Origin of the sequence: Glaciibacter sp. 2TAF33 (assembly GCF_052114945.1) — a bacterium.
Classification (GTDB): domain Bacteria; phylum Actinomycetota; class Actinomycetes; order Actinomycetales; family Microbacteriaceae; genus Cryobacterium.
Genome location: NZ_JBFRFS010000008.1, coordinates 1 through 25144 on the forward strand (window position 1 = coordinate 1; position 25144 = coordinate 25144).

Below are 25144 nucleotides of genomic sequence, written 5' to 3' on the forward strand. Positions count from 1 at the left end.
CTGGCGCACTGACTGGATGGGGCAACAGGCCGGCTGATGGCTGTCGGCGAGTTATACGATGCGAAGCGGCAACGGCCCAGCCGACGGTCGAGGGCCACCGGACCTGTCGGTGCTACCAGCCGGGCGAGGGCTGGGCATGCGCGATCAGCCGCCCGTCAATAGCCCACGGCTATGGTGACCCGCCCCAAGATAGCGCCCGGCTCAGCAGCAGTGCAGGCGTGGCACCTAACGCACCCGTGGCGGTAACGCACGCCCAGCCATCGCACGCCGAGCGGGTGCGGACGCCGACCGGACAAACGGATGCAGCGCACTACTGCGCGTTAGCCGAAGTACACGCCCTCACGCAGTGCACGCCTCACGAAGCGCCCGCCTTGCGGAGGGGCCCGCCTCGTCAGCATCCGGGCAAGTGTTAAACGCAGCGCAGAGCGGAAAGCGCGACGCGCAAGGCACGCCCGGGAGCGATCACTCGTGCAGGTCCTGTTAGCTGGTGGCTGTGAGCTTCCCGCGGCGCGCGCGCAGCTGCTCCAACGCCTCTTCGAGAAGGGACTCAGCCTCTTCCTCGGTGCGACGTTCCTTCACGTAGGCGAGGTGAGTCTTGTACGGCTCGAGCTTGGCGACCGACGGCGGGTTTTCCTTGTCGCGGCCGGCCGGAAGCCCGGACTGCGGGCTGTCGATGATCTCCGGGATCTCCTCGTCGGGCAGGTTGGCCGCGAAGTAGCGGACTGTCTCGTTGCCCAGCGCGTCCCAGTAGGACACCTTGATGCGCTCCGCGTGGAATCCGCGGTCCTGCTCGCCCATCGGCCCGGCTCCGACGCGGGAACCCCGAATTGCGCTTCCACCAGATGCCATTATGTTCCTCCGTTTGAACGATTGACCGGCCGCAAGGACCGGTCGGGTGAAATTGCAGTTACGCGCCGGTGTCGAATTTGGTGATCAGGCCGAGAACCACGATGCAGGCGATCCACAGCAGTCCGAGGATCACGGTGATGCGGTTGAGGTTCCGCTCCGCCACACCGGAAGATCCCAGGTTCGAGGTGACGCCGCCGCCGAACATGTCGGACAGGCCGCCACCGCGACCCTTGTGCAGCAGAATGAGCATGGTGAGCAGGAGGCTCGTAATTCCGAGCAAAACCTGCATCACAACCTGGAGAATCTCCACGCGAAACCTTTCACAATGCGGTGGGCATCACGAAGCACCACCAAGTCACTGGCAATTATAGCCTGACACCCGATCGGCCCATCGGCCCGGCATCGGCCAGGCATCTGCCAGGCCGACTGGCGGGCTTAGACGCCGACGTGCTTCTGGTACCTGATGATGCTCGAGAATTCGTGGATATCGAGGCTGGCGCCGCCGACGAGTGCGCCATCGACGTTCGGTTCGCGCATGAATGCGGCAATATTCGACGCCTTCACCGATCCGCCGTAGAGAATACGGGTCTTGTCCGCGACATCCTGGCCCAGTGCCTCGCTGATCACGACGCGCAGTTGCGCCGCAACCTGCTCCGCCTGCTCGGGCGTTGCCGCCTGGCCGGAGCCGATTGCCCAAACCGGCTCATAGGCGACGACGATATCCGCGGCGGTGTCCACGCCGGCCAGGGCGGCGCGCAGTTGCGACACCGGCACAGCGCTCGGGCCGTGTTCCTCGAGGTCCGCCGCGGTCTCGCCGACGCAGATGACCGGCACCAGGTTGTGCTTGAGCGCGGCGGTCACCTTGGCTGCGACGTGCGCGTCGGTCTCGGAGTGCAGGGTCCGTCGCTCGGAGTGCCCGATGATCACGTACTGGCACTCGAGCTGGGCCAGGAAGGCACCGGAGATCTCACCGGTGAACGCGCCTGAGTCGTGCTCTGACAGGTCCTGGGCACCGAAGGCGAGCGGCAGCTTGTCGGCGGAGACCAGGGTCTGCACGCTGCGGAGGTCGGTGTACGGGGGGAAGATCGCGACCTCGACGGTATCGAAATCGTGGCGGGCGTCTTTCAGGCTCCATGCCAGCTTCTGCACGAACGCGATGGACTGGAGGTGGTCCAGGTTCATCTTCCAGTTGCCTGCGATCAGGGGGGTGCGGCGGGTTGAGCCTGTTACTGCCATCCGAGGACCTCCAGTCCAGGCAGTCGCTTACCCTCGAGGAACTCGAGGCTGGCGCCGCCACCGGTTGAAATGTGACCGAATTGGTCGTCGTTGAAGCCGAGGATGCGCACCGCAGCCGCGGAGTCGCCGCCGCCGACGACGCTGAGGCCGTCGACCTCGGTGAGGGAAGCCGCGATGGTGCGGGTGCCCTCGGCGAAGGGGGCGAGTTCGAAAACACCCATCGGCCCGTTCCAGAACACCGTCTTCGACGAGCGGATGATGTCGGCGAACGCCGCCGCCGTGTCGGGTCCGATGTCCAGGCCCAGACCGGCGCTGCCGAACGGGGTGTCTTCGATCGCATCCGCTGCGGTGACCACGTGGTCGGCGTCCGCGCCGAACTTCGAGGCCACCACGATGTCGGTGGGAAGAACGATCTTCACCCCGCGACGTTCGGCCTCGTCGAGGTAGCCGCGAACGGTGTCCAGCTGATCGCTCTCCAGCAGGCTCGCGCCCACGGGATGGCCCTGCGCCGCCAGGAAGGTGAAGAGCATTCCGCCGCCGATGAGAAGCGAATCCACCCGGGGCAGGAGGTGGCCGATGACGCCGAGCTTGTCTGACACCTTCGACCCGCCGAGCACGACCGTGTACGGCTTCTCCGGCGTCTCAGTGAGCCGGTCGAGTACGTCGAGCTCGGTGGCGATGAGCAACCCGGCTGCGCTCGGGAGAATCCGGGCCAGGTCGTAGACACTGGCCTGCTTGCGGTGCACGACACCGAAGCCATCGGATACCAGGACGTCTCCGAGGGCGGCGAGTTCGCGGGCGAACGCCTCGCGTTCGGCGTCGTCCTTGCTGGTCTCCCCCGGGTTGAACCGGAGGTTCTCGAGCACGACCACGTCTCCGTCGGCGAGGCGGCCGACGGCATCCGTCGCCGACTGCCCGGTCGTGTCCGTGGCGAATGCCACGTCGCGCTCGAGCAGCTCGCCGAGGCGGACCGCGACAGCCTGGAGGCTGTATTTCGGGTTGGGTTCCCCGTCGGGGCGCCCCAGGTGCGAAACGACCACGACGCGGGCGCCCTGCTCGATCAGCGCCGTGAGGGTCGGCAGTGACGCCCGCACGCGGCCGTCGTCGGTGATCCGCCCGTCTTCCAACGGCACGTTCAGGTCACAGCGAACTATGACGCGCTTGCCCTGGAGCTGGCCGAGCGAGTCGATGGTGCGAAGCGTCACTGCCGGGGCCCCTTAGAGTCGCTCGGCGACGTACTCGGTGATGTCGACGAGGCGGTTGGAGTAGCCCCACTCGTTGTCGTACCACGACGCCACCTTGACCTGGTCGCCGATCACCTTGGTGAGTCCGGCGTCGAAGATCGAGGAGTGCGGGTCGCCGACGATGTCGCTGGAGACGATCTCGTCCTCGGTGTACTTGAGGATGCCCTTGAGGGGGCCCTCAGCAGCGGCCTTGTACGCCGCGTTGACCTCGGCGACCGTGACCGGGCGGGAAGCCGTGACGGTGAGGTCGGTGATCGAACCTGTGGGGACCGGAACGCGCAGCGCGTAGCCGTCGAGCTTGCCGACCAGCTCGGGGATGACCAGGCCGAGGGCCTTGGCCGCACCGGTGGAGGTGGGGATGATGTTCGCGGCTGCGGCGCGGGCACGGCGGAGGTCCTTGTGCGGGCCGTCCTGGAGGTTCTGGTCGGCCGTGTACGCGTGGACCGTGGTCATCAGGCCGCGTTCGATGCCGAAGTTGTCCATGAACACCTTCGCGAGCGGCGCGAGGCAGTTCGTGGTGCAGGAGGCGTTGGAGATGATGTCGTGCACGGCGGCGTCGTAGCTGTCTTCGTTCACTCCGAGAACCAGGGTCGAGACGTTCTCGCCGGTCGCCGGGGCGGAGACGATGACCTTCTTGGCGCCGGCCGTGATGTGCTTGCGGGCGTCGTCGGCCTTGGTGAAGAAACCGGTCGACTCGATGACGATCTCGACGCCGAGGTCAGCCCACGGCAGGTTCGCGGGGTCGCGCTCGGCCAAAACCTTGATCGCCTTGCCGTTGATGACGATGTTGTCGCCGTCGAGCTCGACCGTGGCATCGAGGCGGCCGCTGACGGTGTCGTACTTGAGCAGGTGGGCGAGCGTCTTCGGGTCGGTGAGGTCGTTGACCGCGACGATTTCGAGTTCGCTCCCCTTGGCGAGGGCTGCGCGGAAGTAGTTCCGGCCGATGCGGCCGAATCCGTTGATGCCGATCTTTACGGACACAAATGACTCCTGTTACTGAGGGCGCCGACGGCGCGGTTTATTGGGTAAACACGGGGAGTGCACAAGACGGACGCCGGTGTCCCACGGACGGGTCGCGATTGTTCCGCGGGACACCATCACGGTCATGACAGTATCAGCAGGCCGTTCGTCTTCTCGCGAGCCGTCTGGAACCTGGTCTGGACATTGTCCCAGTCGACGATGTTCCAGAACGCCTTCACGTAGTCCGCGCGCACGTTGCGGTAATCGAGATAGTAGGCGTGCTCCCAGACGTCGAGCATGAGCACGGGAACGAGACCCACGGCGAAGTTCGCCTGCTGGTCGAAGAACTGCTGGATCACCAGGCGCTGCCCGATGGAATCCCAGGCCAGGACGGACCAGCCGGAGCCCTGCACGCCGAGCGCTGCGGCGGTGAAGTGCGCCTGGAACTTGTCGAACGAGCCGAAGTGGTCGTCGATGGCGCTGGCAAGTTCGCCGGTGGGCTTGTCGCCGCCGTCCGGGGACATGTTGGTCCAGAACACCGAGTGGTTGACGTGGCCGCCCAGGTTGAAGGCGAGGTCCTTTTCGAGCTTGTTGACGTTGGCCAGCTGACCGGAGTCACGCGCCTCAGCCAGCTGGGCGAGGGCCGTGTTGGCACCCGTCACGTAGGCCTGGTGGTGCTTGCTGTGGTGGAGTTCCATGATGGTGCCGCTGATGCTTGGCTCGAGAGCCGAGTAATCGTACGGCAGTTCAGGCAGGGTGTATTCAGCCATTGCGTGTCTCCTTCGTTGTGAGCGACGTTTTCAGTTTAGTCGAGCGTCTCAAGGTCGTCCGGGAGGTCGGCGTCCGTGCCCGGGATACCCAGGTCGGCCGCCTTCTTGTCCGCCATGGCCAGCAGGCGACGGATGCGACCGGCGACGGCGTCCTTCGTCATCGGCGGTTCGGCGTGGTGGCCGAGCTCGTCGAGGCTGGAATCCCGGAAGTTCAGTCGCAACTCGCCCGCGTACCGCAGGTGCTCGGGGATGTCGGGCCCGAGGATCTCCATCGCGCGGGAGACGCGCGAGCAGGCCGCGACGGCGGCCTGGGCCGACCGGCGCAGGTTGGCGTCGTCGAAGTTGACCAGGCGGTTGGCCGTTGCCCGCACTTCGCGGCGTTGGCGCATCGCCTCCCAGGTGGCCACGGTCTCCTGAGCGCCCATCCGCACCAGCATCGCGCTGATGGCGTCACCATCCCGGATGACGACCCGGTGCACCCCACGCACCTCGCGGGCCTTGGCGGGGATGCCGAGCCGGCCGGCGGAGCCGACCAGCGCCATCGCCGCTTCGTTGCCGGGGCAGGTGATCTCGAGTGCCGCGGACCGGCCGGGGTCGGTGAGGGACCCGCTGGAGAGGAACGCCCCGCGCCAGACCGCGGCGATCTCCTCCTTGGAGCCGGTCGTGAGCCGGTTGGGGAGGCCGCGGATCGGTCGGCGGCGGGCGTCGAGCAACCCGGTCTGCCGGGCCAGGGTTTCACCGCCATCGAGCACACGCACCAGGTAGTGGCTGTTGCGCCGGACGCCGGAGGCTGCGACCACGGAGACCGCGCTGCGCACCCCGTACAGTTCGGCGAGGTCTTTCCGCACCCGGCGGGCCAGGATTGCGGTGTCGAGCTCAGACTCGACGGCGATTCGCCCGGAGATCATGTGCAATCCGCCGGAGAAGCGCAGGATCGTCGCCAATTCCGCCGCCCGCACGGTGGTCTTCGAGACTTCAACGCGGGAGAGTTCGTCTTTGACGTCGATGCTCAGTGCCAATCGGGTGTCCATTTCTGTTTGTGAGCCCGGTCTGCGATCACGCCTGCGGTACCGGGTGGAGGCTATTCGCGACCGAGGTCGCGGTGCTTGACGCTGATGGCGACGCCGGGATAGCGGCCGATCATGCCGGCCAGCTCCCGAGCCATCGCCACGGAGCGGTGCTTGCCGCCGGTGCAGCCGATGGCGATCGTCGCGTGGCGCTTGTTCTCGCGCTGGTATCCGGCCAGCACCGGCTTCAGCGCTGCGGCGTACGCGTCGAGGAACTCGCGGGCGCCTTCCTGCTCGAAAACGAAATCGGCGACCTCGGGGTCGAGCCCGGTGTGCGGGCGGAGTGCGGGAATCCAGAACGGATTCGGGAGGAAGCGGGCGTCGGCGACCAGGTCGACATCCGTTGGCAGGCCGTACTTGTAGCCGAAGCTCATCACGGTCACGTGCACGCCGGCGGTGTCTTCGTCGGCGAAGCATTCGGTGATGGTGGTCGCGAGCTGGTGGATGTTGAGGTCCGACGTGTCGATGACCATGTCGCTGGACTCGCGAACAGCCTGCAACCGACGGCGTTCGGCGCCGATGCCGTCGAGCAGGGTGCCGTCACCCTGCAGCGGATGCGGCCGGCGCACCGATTCGAACCGGCGCACCAGGGCGTCGTCGGTGGCTTCGAGGAAGATCACCCGCACCTGGGTGCCGCTCTTGAGCGACTGCACGATCTCCTGGAAGTCGCTGAAGAACGACCGACCCCGGATGTCGACGACGGCGGCGATTTTCGGCAGGTTGTTGCTGGCCCGTTCCGCGAGGTCGACCAAGGGCCGGAGCATCTGCGGCGGCAGGTTGTCGACGACATACCAGCCGAGGTCTTCGAGGGCGTTGGCCACCGTCGACCGGCCCGCTCCGGACATTCCGGTGACGATCAGCATTTCCTGCTTTTCGTTGTCGGTCGTCATTGTGGAATCTGGCCTTCGGTCGGTGCGGAACAGTCAGTCAAGCCTATCGACCGTGGGAGGGTCAGGCGCGCAAATGCTCGTGAATGGTGGCAGCGAGCACCGGTCCGACTCCCCGCACTTCGGCAATCGACTCGATCTCGGCCTCCTTGAGGCGGGAAACGGAACCGAAGTGGCGCAGCAGCACCTTCACCCGGGCCGGGCCGAGACCGGGGATCTCGGCGAGAACGGTGGTGATGTCCTTCTTGCGCCGGGTGCGCTGGTGGGTGATCGCGAATCGGTGGGCTTCGTCACGGATGCGCTGGATCAAAAACAGTGCGTCGCTGTTGCGGGGCAGGATCACCGGGTAGTCGGAGTCGGGCAACCAGATCTCCTCCAGCCGCTTCGCGATGCCGCACAGCTGGATTCCCTCGATGCCGGAGTCGGCCAGCGCCCGGGCCGCGGCGGCGACCTGCGGCTCGCCTCCGTCGACGATCAACAGGTTGGGACGGTAGCGGAACTTCTTGCGCCGGCGTTCGGCGGCGGCGGCGTCACCCGGGCTGTCATCGGCGGCAGTTGTGCTGTCCGCCTGCGACGGCGCATCCGTGCTCTTCTCGACGGCCTCATCGGCGGCCGGTTTCAGGTAGGCCAGGCGACGCATCAGGGTGCGGTAGATCGAGTCGGTGTCGTCGGTTGATTCGGGGATGCTGAAGCGGCGGTATTCGTCTTTCCGCGGCAGGCCGTCCTCGAACACGACCATGGACGCCACGATGTTGGTGCCGCCGAGGTGGGACACGTCGTAGCACTCCATCCGGAGCGGCGCGTCGGCCATTCCGAGCGCCTCCTGGATGTCTTCGAGCGCCTTCGACCGGGCGACGAAGTCAGAGCTGCGGCGGGTCTTGTAGAGCATCAGGGCGTGGGCGGCATTCTGCGTTGCGGTGCCGAGCAGCGCCGCCTTCTCGCCCCGCTGGGCGGCAGAGAGCTTCACCTTGCGACCGGCGATGGCGCCCAGCCAGGACTGCATGGCCTCGGCGTCCTCGGGGAGTTCCGGCAGCACGATCTCCTTCGGCGGCCGGGCGTCCCCGGTGTACACGGTCTGCATGACCGAGTCGATGAGGTCCCCGGTGGTGACGTCGAGTTCCTTGTCGACCACCCAGCCCTTGACACCGCGGATGCGCCCACCGCGGACGACGAACAGCTGTACCGCGGCGGCGAGTTCGTCCTGCTCGATGCCGAACAGGTCGATGTCGACGTTCTCCCGCAGCACCACGGCGCTCTTCTCGAGCACCGCGTTCAGGGCCACGATCTGGTCGCGGCGCTTGGCGGCCTGCTCATAGTCCTGCTCCGCCGCGGCAGTCTTCATCGAAGCCGTCAGCGCGTTGATCATCTTCCGGTCCTGGCTGGCCATGAAGCTGACGAACTCGTTGACGATCTCGCGGTGCTCCTCGAGCGTCACCTTCTGGGAGCACGGTCCGAAGCAACGGCCGATCTGGCTGGCGAAGCAGGGTTTGCCGCTCTGCATGGCCCGCTTGTAGTTGGCGTTCGAGCAGGTGCGGATCGGGAACGCCTTCAGCATCAGGTCGATGGTCTCGTGCACCGCCCACACCTTCGGGTACGGGCCGAAATACCGGGCGCCGCGGATGCCGGTGGTGCGCGTGACGAGGGCGCGCGGGGCTTCGTCTGCGAGGGTGACCGCCAGGTACGGGTAGGACTTGTCGTCCTTGAACTGCACGTTGAAGGGCGGGTCGAACTCGTTGATCCAGGTCCACTCGAGCTGCAGGGCCTCCACCTCGGTGCCGACGACGGTCCACTCGACGCTCGCGGCAGTGGTGACCATGCGCCTGGTGCGCTCGTGCAGGCTGGCCAGCGGCGCGAAATAGTTGCTCAGCCGGGCGCGGAGGTTCTTCGCCTTGCCGACGTAGAGAACCCGCCCGGTCTCGTCGCGAAACCGGTACACCCCGGGGGTCGTCGGGATTTCGCCCGTCTTGGGGCGATAGCTCAGCATGTCGGACATGGTCTTCTCCGCCGGCGTCAGCTCGCGGCGAGGATCTCCTTCAGGAACGTGCCGGTGTGGCTCTTCTTCACGGTGGCGATGTGCTCCGGCGTGCCGGTGGCGAGAACCTTGCCGCCGCCTGAGCCGCCCTCCGGGCCGAGGTCGATCACCCAGTCGGCGGACTTGATCACATCCAGGTTGTGCTCGATCACGATGACGGTGTTCCCCTTGTCGACCAGGCTGTTGAGCACCAGCAGCAGTTTACGCACGTCTTCGAAGTGCAGCCCGGTGGTCGGTTCGTCGAGCACGTAGACGCTGCGGCCGTTGGAGCGGCGCTGCAGTTCGGTGGCGAGCTTCACTCGCTGCGCTTCGCCGCCGGACAGGGTGGTGGCGCTCTGGCCCAGTCGCACGTATCCGAGGCCGACGTCGACGAGGGTCTTGAGGTAGCGGTGGATCGCGGAGATCGGTTCGAAGAACTCGGCCGCCTCGCTGATCGGCATGTCGAGCACTTCGGCGATGTTCTTGCCCTTGTAGCGGATGGTCAGGGTCTCCCGGTTGTACCGGGCTCCCCCGCAGACCTCGCACGCCACATAGACGTCGGGCAGGAAGTTCATCTCGATCTTGATGGTTCCGTCGCCGGAGCAGGCCTCGCAGCGCCCGCCCTTGACGTTGAAGCTGAACCGGCCGGGGAGGTAGCCGCGCGCCTTGGCATCCATCGTCTCGGAGAACAGCGTGCGGATGCGGTCGAAGACGCCGGTGTAGGTGGCCGGATTGGAGCGCGGGGTGCGGCCGATCGGGCCCTGATCGACGTGGATGACCTTGTCGAGCTCGTCGAGCCCGGTGACCCTGGTGTGTTTGCCAGGCAGCTTGCGTGCGCCGTTGAGCTGGTTGGCGAGCACCCGGTAGAGCACGTCGTTCACCAGCGACGACTTGCCGGATCCGCTGACGCCGGTGACCGCGGTGAACGTGCCGAGCGGGAAGTCGACGCTCACCTTGCGGAGGTTGTTGGCCTGGGCGCCGACCACCGAGATCTGCCGTTCAGGGTCGATCGGCCGCCGGGTTTCCGGGGTGGCGATCGACTTGCGGCCGGAGAGGTAATCGCCGGTGATCGACTTCTTGTTGGTGACCAGGTCGGCGTAGGAACCGGAGTGCACGACCTTGCCGCCGTTGACGCCGGCGCCGGGGCCGATATCGACGATCCAGTCGGCCGTGCGGATGGTGTCTTCGTCGTGCTCGACGACGATCAGGGTGTTGCCGAGGTCGCGCAGGGCGACCAGAGTCTCGATCAGTCGGCGATTGTCGCGCTGGTGCAGGCCGATGCTCGGCTCGTCCAGAACGTAGAGCACGCCGGTGAGGCCTGAACCGATCTGCGTGGCCAGGCGGATGCGCTGTGCCTCGCCACCGGAGAGGGTGGCCGCCGCGCGCGCCAGGCTGAGGTAGTTCAGGCCGACCTTGAGCAGGAAGTCGAGGCGCACCTTGATCTCCCGCAGCACCTGCGCGGCAATGGCCTGCTCCCGGTCGGTGAGCTCCAGCTTGTTCATGAAGGCGCGGGAGTCGGTGAGGCTGAGCTCGCAGACATCCGCGATGCTCGCCTCGTGGACCAGCACGGAGAGGACCTCCGGCTTCAGCCGTTTGCCGTCGCAGACCGGGCAGTTCACCTCGCGGAGGTACTCGCCCCAGCGCTGGCGCTGGGTATCGGTCTCCGCCTGCTGGTACTGGCGTTCGATGTACGGCACGACGCCCTCGAAGCCGGAGGTGTAGCTCATCTCCCGGCCGTAGCGGTTCTTCCACTTCACCTTGACCTCGAAGTTGTCGCCGCGCATGACGGCGTTCCGCACCTCCTCGCTGAGATTCCCCCATGGAGTCTTCAGCGAGAAGTGCAGGTCGCGGGCCAGGCCCTCGAGCAGCTTCTCGTAGTATTGGAACAGTCCCTTGCCCTGGGTAGTCCAGGGCAACACGACGCCCTCGGCGATGCTGAGCTCCGGGTCGCCGAGGAGCAGGTCCTGGTCGACGGCCATCCGGGTGCCGAGGCCCGAGCACTCCGGGCAGGCGCCGAAGGGCGCGTTGAACGAGAACGTGCGTGGTTCGATCTCGGTCAGCTGGACCGGGTGATTGTTCGGGCAGGAGAGCTTCTCGGAGAAGGTCTGCCAGGCTTCGTCGCCGTCCAGGTCGACGAAGTTCACCTGGACCAGGCCGTCGGTGAGCTTGAGCGCGGTCTCCAGCGAGTCGGTGAGCCGGCTGAGGATGTCGGGGGACGCGACAAGGCGGTCGACCACGACGGAGATGTCGTGTTTCTGCTGCTTCTTCAGGGTGGGCGGTTCGTTGAGCTGCACCTGGGTACCGTCGACGAGGGCCCGGGAGTACCCGGTCGCCGCCAGTTCCTTGAACAGGTCGACGAACTCGCCCTTCTTCTGCGAGACGACCGGGCTGAGGATCTGGTACCGGGTGCCGGTCTCCAGTTCCATCATCTGGTCTGCGATCTGCTGCACCGTCTGCGACTGGATGACCTCGCCGCACACCGCGCAATGCGGCACGCCGATGCGGGCCCAGAGCAGGCGCATGTAGTCGTAGATCTCGGTGATCGTGCCCACGGTGGAACGCGGGTTGCGGTTGGTGGACTTCTGGTCGATCGACACGGCGGGGCTGAGGCCCTCGATGAAGTCGACGTCCGGCCGGTCGACCTGGCCGAGGAACTGGCGCGCATAGGCGGAGAGCGATTCGACGTAACGGCGCTGGCCCTCGGCGAAGATGGTGTCGAAGGCGAGGGAGGACTTCCCCGAACCTGACAGGCCGGTGAAGACGACGAGCGAGTCCCGCGGGATTTCGAGGTCGACGTTGTGGAGATTGTGCACGCGGGCCCCGCGCACGCTGAGAACGGACCCTGACTCTACCTTGGAAATTGACACCAGATGAGTCTATGCAGTGCCACTGACACTCTTCGCCGGGCGGGGCATGCCGTCAGCGAACGGGCGGTCAACGCCGTGGTTGGCCGCTCTTGATCGGACGCTAGTTCAGGTGACCGGCGCGTTCCATGTTGCGGAGCTCCCGCTTGAGTTCGGAGACCTCATCGCGGAGGCGGGCGGCGAGTTCGAACTTGAGCTCCCCCGCCGCCTCGAGCATCTGCCCGTTCAGGTCGGCGATGATCGACTCCAGGTCGTTCGCGCCGTTGGCGGCCAGTCCTTCGCGGCGCAGGTTCGGCACCGGGCTCTTCTTGCGGGCGTCCCGGTTGGCCAGGAGTTGCGCGGTGTCGGCTTCCTCGCGCGCCAGGATGTCGGTGATGTCCGCGATCCGCTTCCGCAACGGGGTCGGGTCGATGCCGTGCAGCGTGTTGTACGCCACCTGCTTCTCCCGGCGCCGGTTGGTCTCCTCGATCGCCTGCGCCATCGACGGGGTGAGCCGGTCGGCGTACATGTGCACCTGGCCCGACACGTTCCGCGCCGCACGCCCGATGGTCTGGATCAGCGAGGTCGACGACCGGAGGAAACCCTCCTTATCGGCGTCGAGGATGGCCACCAGCGACACCTCGGGCAGGTCGAGGCCCTCACGGAGCAGGTTGATGCCGACCAGCACGTCGTAGATGCCTGCGCGCAACTCGGACAGCAACTCGACCCGGCGCAGGGTGTCGACGTCCGAGTGCAGGTACCGCACCCGCACCCCGGCCTCGGTGAAGAAGTCGGTGAGTTCCTCGGCCATCTTCTTGGTCAGGGTGGTGACGAGAACGCGCTCGTTGCGTTCGGCGCGCAGCCTGATCTCCTCGAGCAGGTCGTCGATCTGGCCCTCGGTGGGCTTCACGACCACTTCGGGGTCGATCAGGCCGGTCGGGCGGATGATCTGCTCGACGACGCCATCCGCTATGCCCATCTCGTACTTGCCGGGCGTGGCCGACAGGTACACGGTCTGGCCGACCCGGCTCTTGAACTCGTTGAACTTGAGCGGGCGGTTGTCGAGGGCGCTGGGGAGCCGGAACCCGTGTTCGACCAGGGTGCGCTTCCGCGACGAGTCGCCTTCGTACATGGCGCCGATCTGGGGCACGGTGACGTGGGACTCGTCGATGACGACCAGGAAGTCGTCGGGGAAGTAGTCGAGCAGACAGTGCGGGGCCTCACCGGGGTTACGCCCGTCGATGTGCCGGGAATAGTTCTCGATGCCGGAGCAGAACCCGATCTGCTCCATCATCTCGAGGTCGAAGTTGGTGCGCATCCGCAGCCGCTGCGCCTCGAGGAGTTTGCCCTCGCGCTCCAGCTGGGCGAGGCGGTCGGCCAGTTCCTCCTGGATGGTGCCCATCGCCCGGTGCATCACGTCGGTGCTGGCGACGTAGTGCGATCCGGGGAACACGGAGACGGCGTCGAGCTTGCGCACGATCTCCCCGGTGAGCGGATGCAGGCTGTACAGCGCCTCGATCTCGTCACCGAACATTTCGATCCGGATGGCGAGTTCCTCATACATCGGGATGATCTCGATGGTGTCGCCCCGCACCCGGAAGTTGCCGCGGGAGAAGTCGACGTCGTTGCGCTGGTACTGCATCGACACGAACTTGCGGATGAGCCAGTCGCGGTTGATGTTCTGCCCGACCTGGAGGGCGATCATCGCCTCCATGTAGCCCTCCGGGGTGCCGAGGCCGTAGATGCAGGAGACCGTGGACACCACGATCACGTCACGCCGGCTCAGCAGCGAGTTGGTGGTGGAGTGCCGCAGCCGCTCCACTTCCGCGTTGATCGAGCTGTCCTTCTCGATGAACGTGTCGGTCTGCGGAACGTAGGCCTCTGGCTGGTAGTAGTCGTAGTAGGAGACGAAGTACTCGACGGCGTTGTTGGGCATCAGTTCGCGGAACTCGGTGGCCAGCTGCGCAGCCAGGGTCTTGTTGTGGGCGAGTACCAGGGTGGGCCGCTGCACGGCCTCGATCAGCCAGGCCGTGGTCGCCGACTTACCGGTACCGGTCGCACCGAGCAGCACGACGTCGGTCTCGCCGGCGTTGATCCGGCCGGCCAGCTCCTTGATCGCACCCGGCTGGTCACCGCTCGGTGTGTACTCGCTGATGACCTCGAACGGGTGTACGGCGCGCGTTGCTTGCATCCTTCCAGTCTACGGAGCACCACTGACATTGGGCTGGGGGGCGGTGGGCTGGGGGGCGGTGGTCCCGCGGGCATGGGGCTGGGCGCCCGGGTTCCGCACCCGTTCCCACAGCGCATCGGCCTGCTCCAGCGTCTGCGCCAGTGCGCCGCCGGTGTCGATGACGACGTCCGCGACGGCGAGCCGTTCGGTGTCGCTCGCCTGCGCGCCCAGCCGGCGGGCTGCATCCGTCTCGCTCATCCGGCGGAGCTCGACCAGCCGGGCCAGCCGGGTGGCCTCATCGGCGTGCGCGACCACGACCAGGTCGAACGGATGGCTTACCCCGGCCTCCACCAGTAACGGCACGTCGTAGACGACGACAGCGTCAGGGTCGCGCGCCTCCGCCTCGCCGATCAGGGTATGGGTGAGGGCGCGCACCGCGGGGTGCACGATCGCATTGAGCTGTGCGAGCGACTCCGGGTGCCCGAATACCCGCGAACCGAGGGCGGCCCGGTCCAGGCTGCCGTCGGGCGCGATCACGTCGTCGCCGAAGGTGGCGCGGATCCGGGCGAGCCCGTCCGTGCCCGGCTCGACCACGTCGCGGGCGAGCGTGTCGGCGTCGAGGTGCACGGCGCCATGCTCAGCCAACCGCTTCGCGATCGTGCTCTTGCCGGATGCGATCCCGCCGGTCAACCCAATCAAGTACACGCCTGCAATGCTAACCGTGCCGGGCCGAAGCCTGGTTCACGTGTCCCCCGTCGCCCGGGAGCCCAGCGGGCTACGCCAGCACCGGTGGCTCCGCCAACCAGCACTCCGTGAGGTAGGGCAGGTCGACCGCGGTGCCGCTGGTCTCCGCATGCCGGTCCAGCACCGCCTCGATCCGCCCCAGCATCGCCTGCTGCTCGGCCGGCGGTGCCACCAGGTAGTAGCTGCGCGTTGTCGACAGGGCGAGGATCCCGGCGCGGGTGGTGTGGTGCAGCCAGCTGTCGGCGCGCTGCCCGGTCACGACGAGCCCCGCACCCAGCGTCGGCCGGTAGCGGCCGGCTTCGTGCAACCCCTGGTGCATCGCCGCGGAGAGTTCGTCCACCCACCCCACCGATTCGTCCCTGCTGTTCCAGACCAGCGCCAGCCGCCCGCCCGGTCGCAGCACGCGCGCCACCTCGGCGCTGGCGGCCTCGGCGTCGACCCAGTGCCAGGCCTGCGCGACGGTCACCAGGTCGACGGATGCGTCGGCCAGCGGAATCTGCTCCGCCGAGCCCCGCAGCGTGGTCACCTGCGGCAGCCGCGACCGCAGCACCCGGAGCATGTCGTCGGACGGGTCCACCGCGGTCACGGTGGCGCCGCGCCGCACCAGTTCCGCGGTGAGCTTGCCGGTTCCCGCCCCCAGGTCGAGCACGTCGACGGCACCGCCGAGCAGCCACGACACCGTTTCGCCCGGGTACCCGGGCCGGTGCAGGTGGTAGCCGTCAGCGCCGCGCTGGAACGAGTCTGCGTGGGCGCGATTCCGGGCGTCTGGCATGCTTCCAGCCTAGGCAGGGCGCGGCCACGCCGCCGATGCGGTGAACGGGTTGAGCTGCGGTGCACAATCGCTGGAATTTTCGCCGTGGGGCCGGTTTTTTCCCATTACGGCGCCTTTTCGGCAGAATCCCCGCAGTTGCGCACGACCCCCCAGCACGCCACCCGCCGACGCGCGCCCCAACGTCACGCCCCACAGCTCGTTGCTTAACCGACACCGGCCGGACCCCGAAGGGCCCGACCGGTGTCCGTGCTGCTGGTGTGACTAGTTGCTGCTGTTGCCCGAGAGCTTCTCGCGAAGAGCCGCGAGTGCCTCGTCGTCGGCGAGGGTGCCGGCGCCGGCCGACTCGCTCGAGAACGCCGAAGCGGCAGCGCCGGTGGCGGTGTCGGCAACGGCGATGAGCTCGTCGTTGGCCGATGCGACCTGCTTCTTGTGGGCTTCCCAGCGAGCCTGGGCTGCAGCGTAGTCCTGCTCCCACTTCTCACGCTGGGTCTCGAAGCCCTCACGCCATTCGTTGGTCTCCGGGTCGAAGCCCTCAGGGTACTTGTAGTTGCCCTGCTCGTCGTACTCGGTGAGCATGCCGTACAGCGCCGGGTCGAACTCGGTGCCCTCGGGGTCGACACCCTCGTTGGCCTGCTTGAGGCTCAGCGAGATGCGGCGACGCTCGAGGTCGATGTCGATGACCTTGACGAAGACCTCGTCGCCGACCGAGACAACCTGCTCGGCCAGTTCAACGTGCTTGCCGGAGAGTTCGGAGATGTGGACCAGGCCCTCGATGCCCTCTGCAACACGAACGAACGCGCCGAAGGGGACGAGCTTGGTGACCTTGCCCGGTGCGACCTGGCCGATGGCGTGGGTGCGGGCGAAGACCTGCCACGGGTCTTCCTGCGTGGCCTTGAGCGACAGTGAGACGCGCTCGCGGTCCAGGTCCACCTCGAGGATCTCGACGGTGACTTCCTGGCCGACCTCGACGACCTCGCTGGCGTGCTCGATGTGCTTCCAGCTGAGTTCTGAGACGTGAACCAGTCCGTCGACGCCACCCAGGTCGACGAACGCACCGAAGTTGACGATCGACGAGACGATGCCCTTGCGGACCTGTCCCTTCTGGAGGTTGTTGAGGAATGTGGTGCGGCTCTCGGACTGGGTCTGCTCGAGCAGGGCACGACGCGAAAGCACAACGTTGTTGCGGTTCTTGTCGAGTTCGAGGATCTTCGCCTCGATCTCCTGGCCCAGGTACGGGGTCAGGTCGCGCACGCGGCGCAGCTCGATCAGCGAAGCCGGGAGGAAGCCGCGGAGGCCGATGTCGACGATCAGGCCGCCCTTGACGACCTCGATGACGGTACCGGTGACGACGCCGTCCTCGTCCTTGATCTTCTCAACGTCGCCCCATGCGCGCTCGTACTGTGCGCGCTTCTTCGACAGGATGAGGCGGCCTTCTTTGTCTTCCTTCTGGAGAACAAGGGCCTCGACCAGGTCGCCGACCTTGACCACGTCTGCCGGGTCAACGTCGTGCTTGATGGAAAGTTCGCGGGAGGGAATGACGCCCTCGGTCTTGTAGCCGACGTCGAGGAGAACCTCGTCGCGGTCGATCTTCACTACGGTGCCCTCGATGAGGTCTCCGTCGTTGAAGAATTTCAGAGTCTTTTCGACCGCGGCAAGAAAATCTTCAGCAGATCCGATGTCGTTGATGGCGACCTGCTTGGGTGCCTTTTCGGTCGTTACGATTGTCATGTAGTAGTTGCTCCAGGATGGACATGTTTGGGCCAGCGCAGAAGACGGCGGGTATCGGACCAGCAGTCTGTGGGCTCCGCGATGGCAGCGGATAGTAAGTCACAAACGTGACGTTCAAGCTTAGCTGTTTTGAACTGCCGCCGGCAACCCGCGTCCCGCGGTGATTTGCGCGAGTGCGGGCTCCAGATCCGGGTACTCGAATTCGTAGCCCGCCTCCAGCATCCTCTCCGGAATCACCCAGCGGCTTTTCAGCACAAGTTCAGTTTCGGAGCCGATCAGCGCCGTGCCGAATTCAAGCATCCATCGAGGTGCCGGCAGGCCGAACGGCACCTTCAGCACCCGGCGCAGGCTGCCCATCAGGGTGCGATTGTCGACCGGGTTCGGTGCCGCCGCATTCACGACGCCATCGATCTCGGGCCGGGTCTCCAGGAAGCGGATGATGCCCAGCACGTCGTCGAGGTGGATCCAACTGAATTTCTGCCGACCTCCTGGGGTGCGCGGCTCGTGGTAGGTGCCGGCAGCGCGGCGCGCCCGGGTGGGGAACCAGCGGCCGTCGAGTTGCGGGCCGCCGAGCCCGGCCCGGGCCAGCCGGATCAGCGGGACCAGGGCGCTGCCGTCGCCGAGGACGATCGCCATCCGGAGCGCCACCCGCCGGGTGCCGGGAAGCTCCTGGCGGAACAGCTCCGTCTCCCAGGCGGTGGCGATGCCGACCGAGAAACCGGTGCCGAGCTCACCGTGGGTCTCGGTCATCGGCCGGTCGTCGGCATGCCGGTAGATCGTGGCGGTGGATGAGTTCACCCAGAGCGCCGGCGGGACGGTGCAGGCGCGGATTGCTTCGGCGAGTTCCCGGGTGGTGTCGACCCGGGAGCGCAGGATCTCGGCCCGGTTCACCGCGTTGTATCGGCAGTTGACGCTCTTGCCGGCGAGGTTGACCAGGAGGTCGGCGCCGTCGAGGAGCGCTGTGATCGCAGCGGTGTCGCCCCAGGAGGCGTCGGGTCCGGATCGGCCGACCAGGCTCACCGTTCGCCCCTCGGCGCGGAAGGCACGGGCCAGGGAGCGGCCGATGAAGCCGGATGCCCCGGCGATCACGACGCGTCCATTCACGACAGGCCCTCCCCCGGCTGATTCACGGTGTCGGCTATGCCAGCAGCGCCGACCGCAGGGTGTCGAGGCCGACACCGCCGAGGTCCAGCGCCTTGCGGTGGAACTCCTTGATCGAGAAGGCATCGCCCTCGCGCTCCCGGTAGGTGTCCCGCAGCTGCTCCCAGATGCGCTGGCCGACCTTGTACGACGGCGCCTGGCCCGGCCAGCCGAGGTAGCGGTTGACCTCGAATTTCACGAAGCTGTCGTTCATGTTGACGTTCTTCCGCATGAAGTCGAACGCGTAGTCAGCGGTCCACGGGCCGGCACCGTCCGGAGTCTGCTTCTCCAGGTGCACGCCGATGTCCAGCACCACGCGGGCGGCGCGCATCCGTTGCCCGTCGAGCATGCCGAGACGGTCCGCCGGGTCGTCCAGGTAGCCGAGTTGCTCCATCAGCCGTTCGGCGTAGAGCGCCCAGCCCTCCGCGTGGCCGGATGTGCCCGCGAGCTGCCTGCGCCAGGTGTTGAGCTTGGCCCGATTGTACACGGCCTGTCCGATTTGCAGGTGGTGGCCGGGGACGCCCTCGTGGTACACGGTGGTGAGTTCTCGCCAGGTGTCGAATTCGGTGATGCCCACCGGCACCGACCACCACATCCGGCCGGGGCGGGAGAAGTCGTCCGTCGGGCCGGTGTAGTAGATGCCGCCCTCCTGGGTGGGCGCGATCAGGCACTCGAGCCGCTTGATCTCGTCGGGGATGTCGAACTGGGACTGCGACAACTCGGTGACGGCGCGGTCGCTGGTCTCCTGCATCCATTTCTGCAGCGCATCGGTGCCGTGCAGTTTGCGGCTCGGGTCGGTGTCGAGGAACGCGATCGCCTCCAGCACGCTCGCGCCGGGCTTGATCTGGCCTGCGATGCTCTCCTGCTCGGCGACCATGCGGGCGAGTTCCTCGACACCCCAGTCGTAGGTTTCGTCGAGGTCGATCACGGCGCCGAGGAAACGGCGGGATTGCAGGGCGTAGATGTCACGGCCGACGGCGTCTTGCTCGGTCGCCGCGCTCTCCAGCTCGTCGCGGAAGAACCGGGCCAGCTTGCCGTATGCCGCTGCCGAAGCGTGGGCGGTGGTTTCGAGTCTCGTGGCCAGTGAGGCGGGAAGGCTGCCTTCCGCAAGCGCCGCGTCGGCGACGAACGCGTTGAAGAAGCCGTCGTTCGCGGCGTGCCGTGTGGCCTGGTCGAAGACCTCGCGAACCTGCCGTTTGGCGGGCGTGATGCCGCGCTCCATGCCGAGCCGCAACGTTTCGATGTAGCCGTCGATGGCTTGGGGAACGCTGGCCAGGCGGGACGAGATGTTCTCCCAGTCGTCCACTGTCGCGGTGGGCATGAGGTCGAAGATCTCCCGGATGCCCTGGGCCGGGGATGCGATCACGTTGAGGTCGCGCAGTTGCAGTCCCGCTTCGGAGCTCTCGACTTCCAGGGCGAGGCTCGACCTCAGGTCGGTCGTGGTGACCGTGTCGACCTCATCAACGGGGGTGGCGGCATCCAGTTTGGCGATGACCTTCTTCACCTCGGTGATGAGGCGGTCGTGGCCCGCCGGGGAGTAGTCGCCGAAGCGGCCGTCATTCTCGGTGCGCCCGATGTAGGTGCCCACCGTCGGGTCGAGCTCGACCAGCGTGTCGACCCACTCCTCGGCGATCTGGTCGATCGGCGTCGGAGTGCGTTGGGATTCATTCGTCATGGCCAGAGCCTATGACACGTCGCTCTCCCCGCAGCGGATCCCGCCGTCAACTGGGACCGTGCCGCACCCCACCCGGTCGGCGAACCGGGCTTACGGTGGCGGCGTCGTCGGGGGCGTTCAGTGCGCGGCATCGTCCCAGTTCGCCCCGCGGCCCACCTGCACCTCGAGCGGAACCAGGAGCTCAGCGGCGGACCCCATCTGGTGCGTGACAATGCTCGAGAGCGCGTCCCACTCCCCCGGCGCGACGTCGAAGATCAGCTCGTCGTGCACCTGGAGCAGCATCCGTGAGTCCAGGCCCCCTGAGCGGAGGTCGGCGTGGATCCCGATCATCGCGAATTTCATGATGTCGGCGGCCGAACCCTGGATCGGCGCGTTCAGTGCCGCCCGTTCTGCGTTGTCGCGGAGCACCCGGTTCGGGCTGGCCAGGTCGGGGAACGGGCGACGACGCCCGAAGATGGTCTCGGTGTAACCGTCCACCTTGGCCTGCTCGACGACCCGCCGCAGGTAGTCCCGAACCGCGCCGAAACGGGCGAAGTAGTCGCTCATCAGCTGCTTGGCCTCTGCCGTTTCGATCCGCAGCTGCTTCGACAGGCCGAATGCGCTCAAACCATAGGCGAGGCCGTACGACATGGCCTTGACCTTTGTGCGCATCTGCGGGGTCACCTCCGCCGGCTCCACCCCGAAGATCCGCGAGCCGACGAACCGGTGCAGGTCTTCCCCGGCGTTGAACGCCTCGATCAGCCCGGCGTCCTCAGACAGGTGCGCCATGATCCGCATCTCGATCTGGGAGTAGTCGGCGGTGAGCAGCGCCTCTGCGCCGTCGCCGGCCTGGAAGGCGGCACGGATGCGCCGGCCCTCCTCCGTCTTGATCGGGATGTTCTGCAGGTTCGGGTCGTTGGAGGAGATCCGCCCGGTGGTGGTGCCGATCTGCAGGTAGTTGGTGTGGATCCGCCCGGTGCCGTCGATGGCCTTGTCGAGGGTTTCCACGATCTGGCGCAGCTTCGTGGCGTCACGGTGCTGCAGCAGGAGATCGAGGAACGGATGCGGGTTGCTGGCCTGCAGGTCGGCGAGGGCACCGGCATCCGTGGAGAACCCGGTCTTGTTGGCCCGGGTCTTGGGCATGCCGAGCTGGTCGAACAGCACCTCCTGGAGCTGCTTGGGCGAGCCCAGGTTCACCTCCCGGCCGATTTCGGCGAAGGCGCTCGCGGCGAGCCCGGCCGCGCGGTCGCCCAGCTGGACGGAGAGCGCGGACAGCTGGTCGTGGGAGACGGCGACGCCGCTCAGCTCCATGTCGACGAGCACGCGCAGGGTCGGCATCTCGATGTCGGTCAAGACCCGGCGGGAACCGTCGTCGAGCATCGCCAGCACGCCGGCGGCGACCCGGAGCGTGTACCAGGCCTCCAGCGGGATGATCGGCCCGGAGCTGTCGTCGGGGACCAGTTGGTTCGGGTCTACCACGGGGAGGGACTCGTCGAGGTAGCGGGTGACCAGGTCAGCCAGGGTCTTGTCCGGCCCGCCGGGCCGCAGCAGCCAGCCGGCCACCAGCGTGTCGACGGCGAGGCCGTTGAACGCGAGGCCAGCCCGGCTGAGCGCTTTGAGCTGGAACTTCGCGTCGTGCATGATCTTGGGCGAGTCGCCGGCGAGCCAGGTCTCGAGCGGGGCGTGGTCGCTGCGGTCCTTCTGCCAGGGCAGGCTCACGGTCTCGGTCGGGCTGGCCAGGCCGAAGCCGATCGGCCGGCCGTCAAACACCTCGACCGTGACGCCGAGTCCCTCCGGCGACTCCTTCTCCGCCCGGGCGATCCAGCCGGTGAGTTCCTCACCCTGCAGGAACTGCGCCGCCGGTGTCTTCGGCGGCTCGGGCCGGAGCTCAGCGGCCGTCTCGATGATGGCGTCCGCGACCGGACCCTCCCCGCCTTCGAGCTTGATCACCCGGTCGAGCAGGGCCTTGAACTCGAGCTTGTCGAACACCTCACGCACCGAGTCCTGGTTCATCGAGGCGCGTTCGAGAGCGTCGACGGTGACCGGGAGTTCGACATCCGTGATCAGCCGGTTGAGCCGGCGGTTGCGGATGGCGTTCTCCTTCTGCTCGCGGAGGTTGTTGCCGACGACGCCCTTGATCTCCTCGGCGTGCTCGAGGATGCCGTCGAGGCTGCCGTAGAGTCCCAGCCACTTCAGCGCGGTCTTCTCCCCGACCTTGGAGATGCCGATCAGGTTGTCGCTGGTCTCACCGACCAGGGCGGCGATGTCGGGGTACTGGTGCGGCTCGATGCCGTAGCGCTCGCGCACCCGGGCCGGGTCGTAGCGGGTGAGCTGGGACACTCCCATCGCAGACGGGTAAAGCAGGGTGACGTTGTCGTTGACCAGCTGGATGGTGTCACGGTCGCCGGAGACGACGAGCACGTTGTAGCCGGCCGCGGTGCCCTGCACGGACAGGGTGGCGAGGATGTCGTCGGCCTCGTAGTCCTCTTTGGTGAGGGTGGGAATGTTCATCGCCGCGAGGGCCTCCTGCAGCAGCGGGATCTGGCCGGCGAACTCCGACGGCGTCTCGTTGCGGGTGCCCTTGTACTCGGGGTAGTCGCGGGTGCGGAACGACGACCGGGAGATGTCGAAGGCGACGGCGAGGTGGGTGGGTCGCTCGTTCTTCAGAAGCAGCAGCAGCATCGACAGGAAGCCGTGGATGGCATTCGTGTGCTGACCGGTTCGGGTCTGGAAGCTGTCCACCGGCAGGGCGTAGAACGCCCGGAATGCCAGTGAATGGCCGTCGATGATCATCAGGGTAGGCTTTTCGGAATCCGACACCGTCCCAGCCTACAAGCGTCGTCTGACAGGTCGGACCGAGGCCTGAAGGGGACAATGATGGACAACTTCGAGGATGCCATGGCCTGGGTGCAGCGGCACGGTGCCGGCGCGCTGGCCGAGAAGATGGGCATCGAATTCCTCGAGTTCTCGATCGAACGCGCGGTGGCACGGATGCCGGTCGAGGGCAACACCCAGCCGGCCGGGCTCCTGCACGGGGGCGCCTACGTCGTCCTCGGCGAGTCGCTCGGGTCGATGGCGGCCAGCCTGCACGCCGGCGAGGGTCGCATGAACGTGGGCATCGAGATCAACGCCACGCACTCGCGTGCGGCGACGTCGGGGTTCGTGACCGGGGTGTGCACCCCCATCCACCTGGGCCGCACCCTCGCCACCCATGAGATCGTGGTGACGGATGAGCGGGGGCGCCGCTGCTCGACCATCCGGATGACGAACCTGATCAAAGAACGGCCGGCATCCGCTTAACGCGGGAATCATCGTTCCCCCCGGAACCCGTCTCACGGGCTTCCCGGCGGAAACGGCGATCGTGGCCGCGTGGTGCGGTGGGGTTTACTTCTTGACTGAAAGCTGTTCGATGATCGCCTGGGCGACATCGTGCATGGTCAGGCGGCGGTCCATCGACGCCTTCTGGATCCAGCGGAACGCCTCCGGCTCGGTGAGGCCCATCTTCTCGTTGAGGAGGCCCTTGGCCCGGTCGACGAGCTTGCGGGTCTCGAACCGCTCGACCAGGTCGGCGACCTCGGCCTCGAGGGTGATGATCTGGCTGTAGCGGGAGAGGGCGATCTCGATCGCCGGCAGCAGGTCGTTCGGGGTGAACGGCTTGACCACGTAGGCCAGCGCGCCGGCTTCGGTCGCACGCTCGACGAGTTCCTTCTGGCTGAATGCCGTGAGCAGCACAACAGGGGCGATGTGCTCCTTGGACAGGCGCTCAGCGGCGCTGATGCCGTCCAGCTGGGGCATTTTGACGTCCATGATGACCAGGTCGGGGCGCAATTCCCGGGCCAGGGCAACCGCGGTCTCGCCGTCGCCTGCCTCACCAACCACTTCGAATCCGTTGTCACGGAGAATTTCGACGATGTCGAGGCGGATGAGGGATTCGTCTTCCGCGACGACAACACGGCGGGGAGGAGCTGGGGTCTGGTCTTGGTCGGTCACGACCAAAAGCCTACGGTATTCTGAACCAGGTGTTGTGAGCCGGTGTGGCGGAATGGCAGACGCGGAGCACTCAAAATGCTTTGTTCGAAAGGACGTGTGGGTTCGAGTCCCACCACCGGCACCACCTTCTGCCCGCGCTCGGAGCCGCCGGTGTGACATTCGCGACGGCTTCCGACGGGGCGCGACTGTGGTACCTGACGCGCGGGGACCACGGGGATGCGATCGTGCTCATCGCGGGACTGGCGGTGAGCCACGCCGGGTGGCTGGGCGTCATCGACCGCTTCGCCGCCGGCCACCGGGTGGTCGTGTTCGACCACCGCGGAGTCGGACGCAGTGACGATTCGTTTGGCGTGCCCTGGTCGACACGCGACTTCGCGGCGGACGTCGTGGCGGTGCTCGACGCCGCCGGAGTCGACCGGGCCCACGTCTACGGCCACTCCATGGGCGGCCGTATCGCCCAGTGGCTCGCCGCCGATGCGCCGGAACGCGTGGGCGCCCTCGCCCTCGGCGGCACGACGGTCGGCGACCGGCACGGCGTCATCCGCCCGCAGGAGGCAACGGATGCCCTGGCCAGCGGCAACCGCGACGCGCTGCTGGACTTCTTCTTCACCCCTGAGTGGATCCCGCGGAATCCGGATGCTGCCGAGGCGGCCCTGCCGAACGCGCGGAGCCGGGAAGCGCGGCGGATCCATTTCGGCGCGAGCGCCGGGCACGACGGCTGGAGTGCGCTGCCGCGGATCGTCTCACCGACCCTGGTCATCCACGGGAGGGATGACATCCTCTGCCCGCCCCAGAACGCCAGGATCCTCGCCGACCACATTGCGGGCGCCCGGCTGCGCCTCATCGAGCGGGCACGGCACGGGTACTACGTCGAGGTCCCGGAGTCATCCGACGATGTCCTGGAGCATTTCGAGCGGCATCGCCTGGGCCACTCCCCGACGGTCTGAGGAACTCCGCCCGCCCCTGTCCGCTCGGCTCACCGCCGCGCGCCAGCCGCTGAGGGACGTATAAAGCATCTTCGTCGGGCCTCGGGAAGGTGTTTTATACGTACCTCACCCATCGGTGGCGCGGGTGCGGCA

Annotated in this window: 20 protein-coding genes and 1 tRNA gene; 3 read left to right on the forward strand and 18 right to left on the reverse strand. The window is 66.9% G+C overall.

Annotated elements, in window-relative coordinates; translation table 11 throughout:
• Window positions 1-480: 480 nt before the first annotated feature.
• From AB4Y94_RS09245 to polA, 17 genes are all read right to left on the reverse strand, one after another.
• Window positions 481-849, reverse strand: coding sequence for an RNA polymerase-binding protein RbpA (locus AB4Y94_RS09245; RefSeq protein WP_441727461.1), 369 nt, complete (start codon window positions 847-849; stop codon window positions 481-483).
• A 58-nt stretch (window positions 850-907) separates the two neighbouring features.
• Window positions 908-1159, reverse strand: a complete 252-nt coding sequence (gene secG, locus AB4Y94_RS09250) for a preprotein translocase subunit SecG (RefSeq protein WP_441727462.1) — start codon at window positions 1157-1159, stop codon at window positions 908-910.
• A gap of 125 nt (window positions 1160-1284) precedes the next feature.
• Complete coding sequence (gene tpiA, locus AB4Y94_RS09255) at window positions 1285-2085, reverse strand: triose-phosphate isomerase (protein ID WP_441727464.1); 801 nt, start codon at window positions 2083-2085, stop codon at window positions 1285-1287.
• Entirely contained in the window at window positions 2076-3290 is a 1215-nt protein-coding gene (locus AB4Y94_RS09260) for a phosphoglycerate kinase (protein WP_441727466.1), read from the reverse strand. Before AB4Y94_RS09260 ends, tpiA begins: the two co-directional genes overlap by 10 nt.
• Before the next feature lie 12 nt (window positions 3291-3302).
• Window positions 3303-4310 carry a type I glyceraldehyde-3-phosphate dehydrogenase gene (gap, locus tag AB4Y94_RS09265; RefSeq protein WP_441727468.1) on the reverse strand — a complete coding sequence of 336 codons (1008 nt, stop codon included), beginning with the start codon at window positions 4308-4310 and terminating at the stop codon, window positions 3303-3305.
• 122 nt (window positions 4311-4432) lie between these two features.
• The gene (locus AB4Y94_RS09270; protein WP_441727469.1) at window positions 4433-5059 is read right to left on the reverse strand and encodes a superoxide dismutase; all 627 of its coding nucleotides are present in this window, start codon (window positions 5057-5059) and stop codon (window positions 4433-4435) included.
• A 35-nt stretch (window positions 5060-5094) separates the two neighbouring features.
• Complete coding sequence (gene whiA, locus AB4Y94_RS09275; protein WP_441727780.1) at window positions 5095-6078, reverse strand: DNA-binding protein WhiA; 984 nt, start codon at window positions 6076-6078, stop codon at window positions 5095-5097.
• A 62-nt stretch (window positions 6079-6140) separates the two neighbouring features.
• Entirely contained in the window at window positions 6141-7016 is an 876-nt protein-coding gene (gene rapZ / locus AB4Y94_RS09280; protein ID WP_441727471.1) for an RNase adapter RapZ, read from the reverse strand.
• A 61-nt stretch (window positions 7017-7077) separates the two neighbouring features.
• The gene (gene uvrC / locus AB4Y94_RS09285; protein ID WP_441727473.1) at window positions 7078-9006 is read right to left on the reverse strand and encodes an excinuclease ABC subunit UvrC; all 1929 of its coding nucleotides are present in this window, start codon (window positions 9004-9006) and stop codon (window positions 7078-7080) included.
• A gap of 17 nt (window positions 9007-9023) precedes the next feature.
• Window positions 9024-11891, reverse strand: coding sequence for an excinuclease ABC subunit UvrA (uvrA, locus tag AB4Y94_RS09290; protein ID WP_441727475.1), 2868 nt, complete (start codon window positions 11889-11891; stop codon window positions 9024-9026).
• 100 nt (window positions 11892-11991) lie between these two features.
• Window positions 11992-14058, reverse strand: a complete 2067-nt coding sequence (gene uvrB / locus AB4Y94_RS09295) for an excinuclease ABC subunit UvrB (RefSeq protein ID WP_441727476.1) — start codon at window positions 14056-14058, stop codon at window positions 11992-11994.
• 9 nt (window positions 14059-14067) lie between these two features.
• Window positions 14068-14742 (reverse strand): dephospho-CoA kinase, encoded by a 675-nt coding sequence (gene coaE, locus AB4Y94_RS09300; protein ID WP_441727477.1) that lies wholly within the window; start codon window positions 14740-14742, stop codon window positions 14068-14070.
• Window positions 14743-14812: 70 nt separating this feature from the next.
• Window positions 14813-15553 carry a class I SAM-dependent methyltransferase gene (locus AB4Y94_RS09305; protein WP_441727478.1) on the reverse strand — a complete coding sequence of 247 codons (741 nt, stop codon included), beginning with the start codon at window positions 15551-15553 and terminating at the stop codon, window positions 14813-14815.
• A gap of 261 nt (window positions 15554-15814) precedes the next feature.
• A complete protein-coding gene (gene rpsA, locus AB4Y94_RS09310; protein ID WP_441727480.1) occupies window positions 15815-17281 on the reverse strand; it encodes a 30S ribosomal protein S1 in 1467 nt (488 codons plus the stop codon).
• A 120-nt stretch (window positions 17282-17401) separates the two neighbouring features.
• Complete coding sequence (locus tag AB4Y94_RS09315; protein ID WP_441727482.1) at window positions 17402-18385, reverse strand: epimerase; 984 nt, start codon at window positions 18383-18385, stop codon at window positions 17402-17404.
• A gap of 34 nt (window positions 18386-18419) precedes the next feature.
• Window positions 18420-20096 carry a DUF885 domain-containing protein gene (locus tag AB4Y94_RS09320; protein ID WP_441727483.1) on the reverse strand — a complete coding sequence of 559 codons (1677 nt, stop codon included), beginning with the start codon at window positions 20094-20096 and terminating at the stop codon, window positions 18420-18422.
• A 117-nt stretch (window positions 20097-20213) separates the two neighbouring features.
• The gene (gene polA, locus AB4Y94_RS09325) at window positions 20214-22895 is read right to left on the reverse strand and encodes a DNA polymerase I (protein ID WP_441727484.1); all 2682 of its coding nucleotides are present in this window, start codon (window positions 22893-22895) and stop codon (window positions 20214-20216) included.
• Between the two features lie 57 nt (window positions 22896-22952).
• On the opposite strand from polA, the gene AB4Y94_RS09330 reads away from it, so the two are divergent.
• A complete protein-coding gene (locus AB4Y94_RS09330; protein WP_441727486.1) occupies window positions 22953-23375 on the forward strand; it encodes a hotdog fold thioesterase in 423 nt (140 codons plus the stop codon).
• A gap of 84 nt (window positions 23376-23459) precedes the next feature.
• On the opposite strand, the gene AB4Y94_RS09335 is transcribed toward AB4Y94_RS09330, so the two are convergent.
• Window positions 23460-24065 (reverse strand): ANTAR domain-containing response regulator, encoded by a 606-nt coding sequence (locus tag AB4Y94_RS09335; RefSeq protein ID WP_441727488.1) that lies wholly within the window; start codon window positions 24063-24065, stop codon window positions 23460-23462.
• A gap of 38 nt (window positions 24066-24103) precedes the next feature.
• Between AB4Y94_RS09335 and AB4Y94_RS09340 the strand changes: the two genes are divergently transcribed.
• Together AB4Y94_RS09340 and AB4Y94_RS09345 are read left to right on the forward strand one after the other, a co-directional pair.
• A tRNA-Leu gene (locus AB4Y94_RS09340) sits at window positions 24104-24189 on the forward strand.
• Window positions 24190-24217: 28 nt separating this feature from the next.
• Entirely contained in the window at window positions 24218-25012 is a 795-nt protein-coding gene (locus tag AB4Y94_RS09345; RefSeq protein ID WP_441727490.1) for an alpha/beta fold hydrolase, read from the forward strand.
• Window positions 25013-25144 lie beyond the last annotated feature (132 nt).

Excerpts from the sequence above, each read along its gene's own strand:
- AB4Y94_RS09245 (WP_441727461.1), bottom strand. The coding sequence starts at position 849 with ATGGCATCTGGTGGAAGCGCAATTCGGGGTTCCCGCGTCGGAGCCGGG.
- tpiA (WP_441727464.1), bottom strand. The coding sequence starts at position 2,085 with ATGGCAGTAACAGGCTCAACCCGCCGCACCCCCCTGATCGCAGGCAAC.
- AB4Y94_RS09270 (WP_441727469.1), bottom strand. The coding sequence starts at position 5,059 with ATGGCTGAATACACCCTGCCTGAACTGCCGTACGATTACTCGGCTCTC.
- rapZ (WP_441727471.1), bottom strand. The coding sequence starts at position 7,016 with ATGACGACCGACAACGAAAAGCAGGAAATGCTGATCGTCACCGGAATG.
- uvrC (WP_441727473.1), bottom strand. The coding sequence starts at position 9,006 with ATGTCCGACATGCTGAGCTATCGCCCCAAGACGGGCGAAATCCCGACG.
- uvrB (WP_441727476.1), bottom strand. The coding sequence starts at position 14,058 with ATGCAAGCAACGCGCGCCGTACACCCGTTCGAGGTCATCAGCGAGTAC.
- AB4Y94_RS09305 (WP_441727478.1), bottom strand. The coding sequence starts at position 15,553 with ATGCCAGACGCCCGGAATCGCGCCCACGCAGACTCGTTCCAGCGCGGC.
- rpsA (WP_441727480.1), bottom strand. The coding sequence starts at position 17,281 with ATGACAATCGTAACGACCGAAAAGGCACCCAAGCAGGTCGCCATCAAC.
- AB4Y94_RS09320 (WP_441727483.1), bottom strand. The coding sequence starts at position 20,096 with ATGACGAATGAATCCCAACGCACTCCGACGCCGATCGACCAGATCGCC.
- AB4Y94_RS09330 (WP_441727486.1), top strand. The coding sequence starts at position 22,953 with ATGGACAACTTCGAGGATGCCATGGCCTGGGTGCAGCGGCACGGTGCC.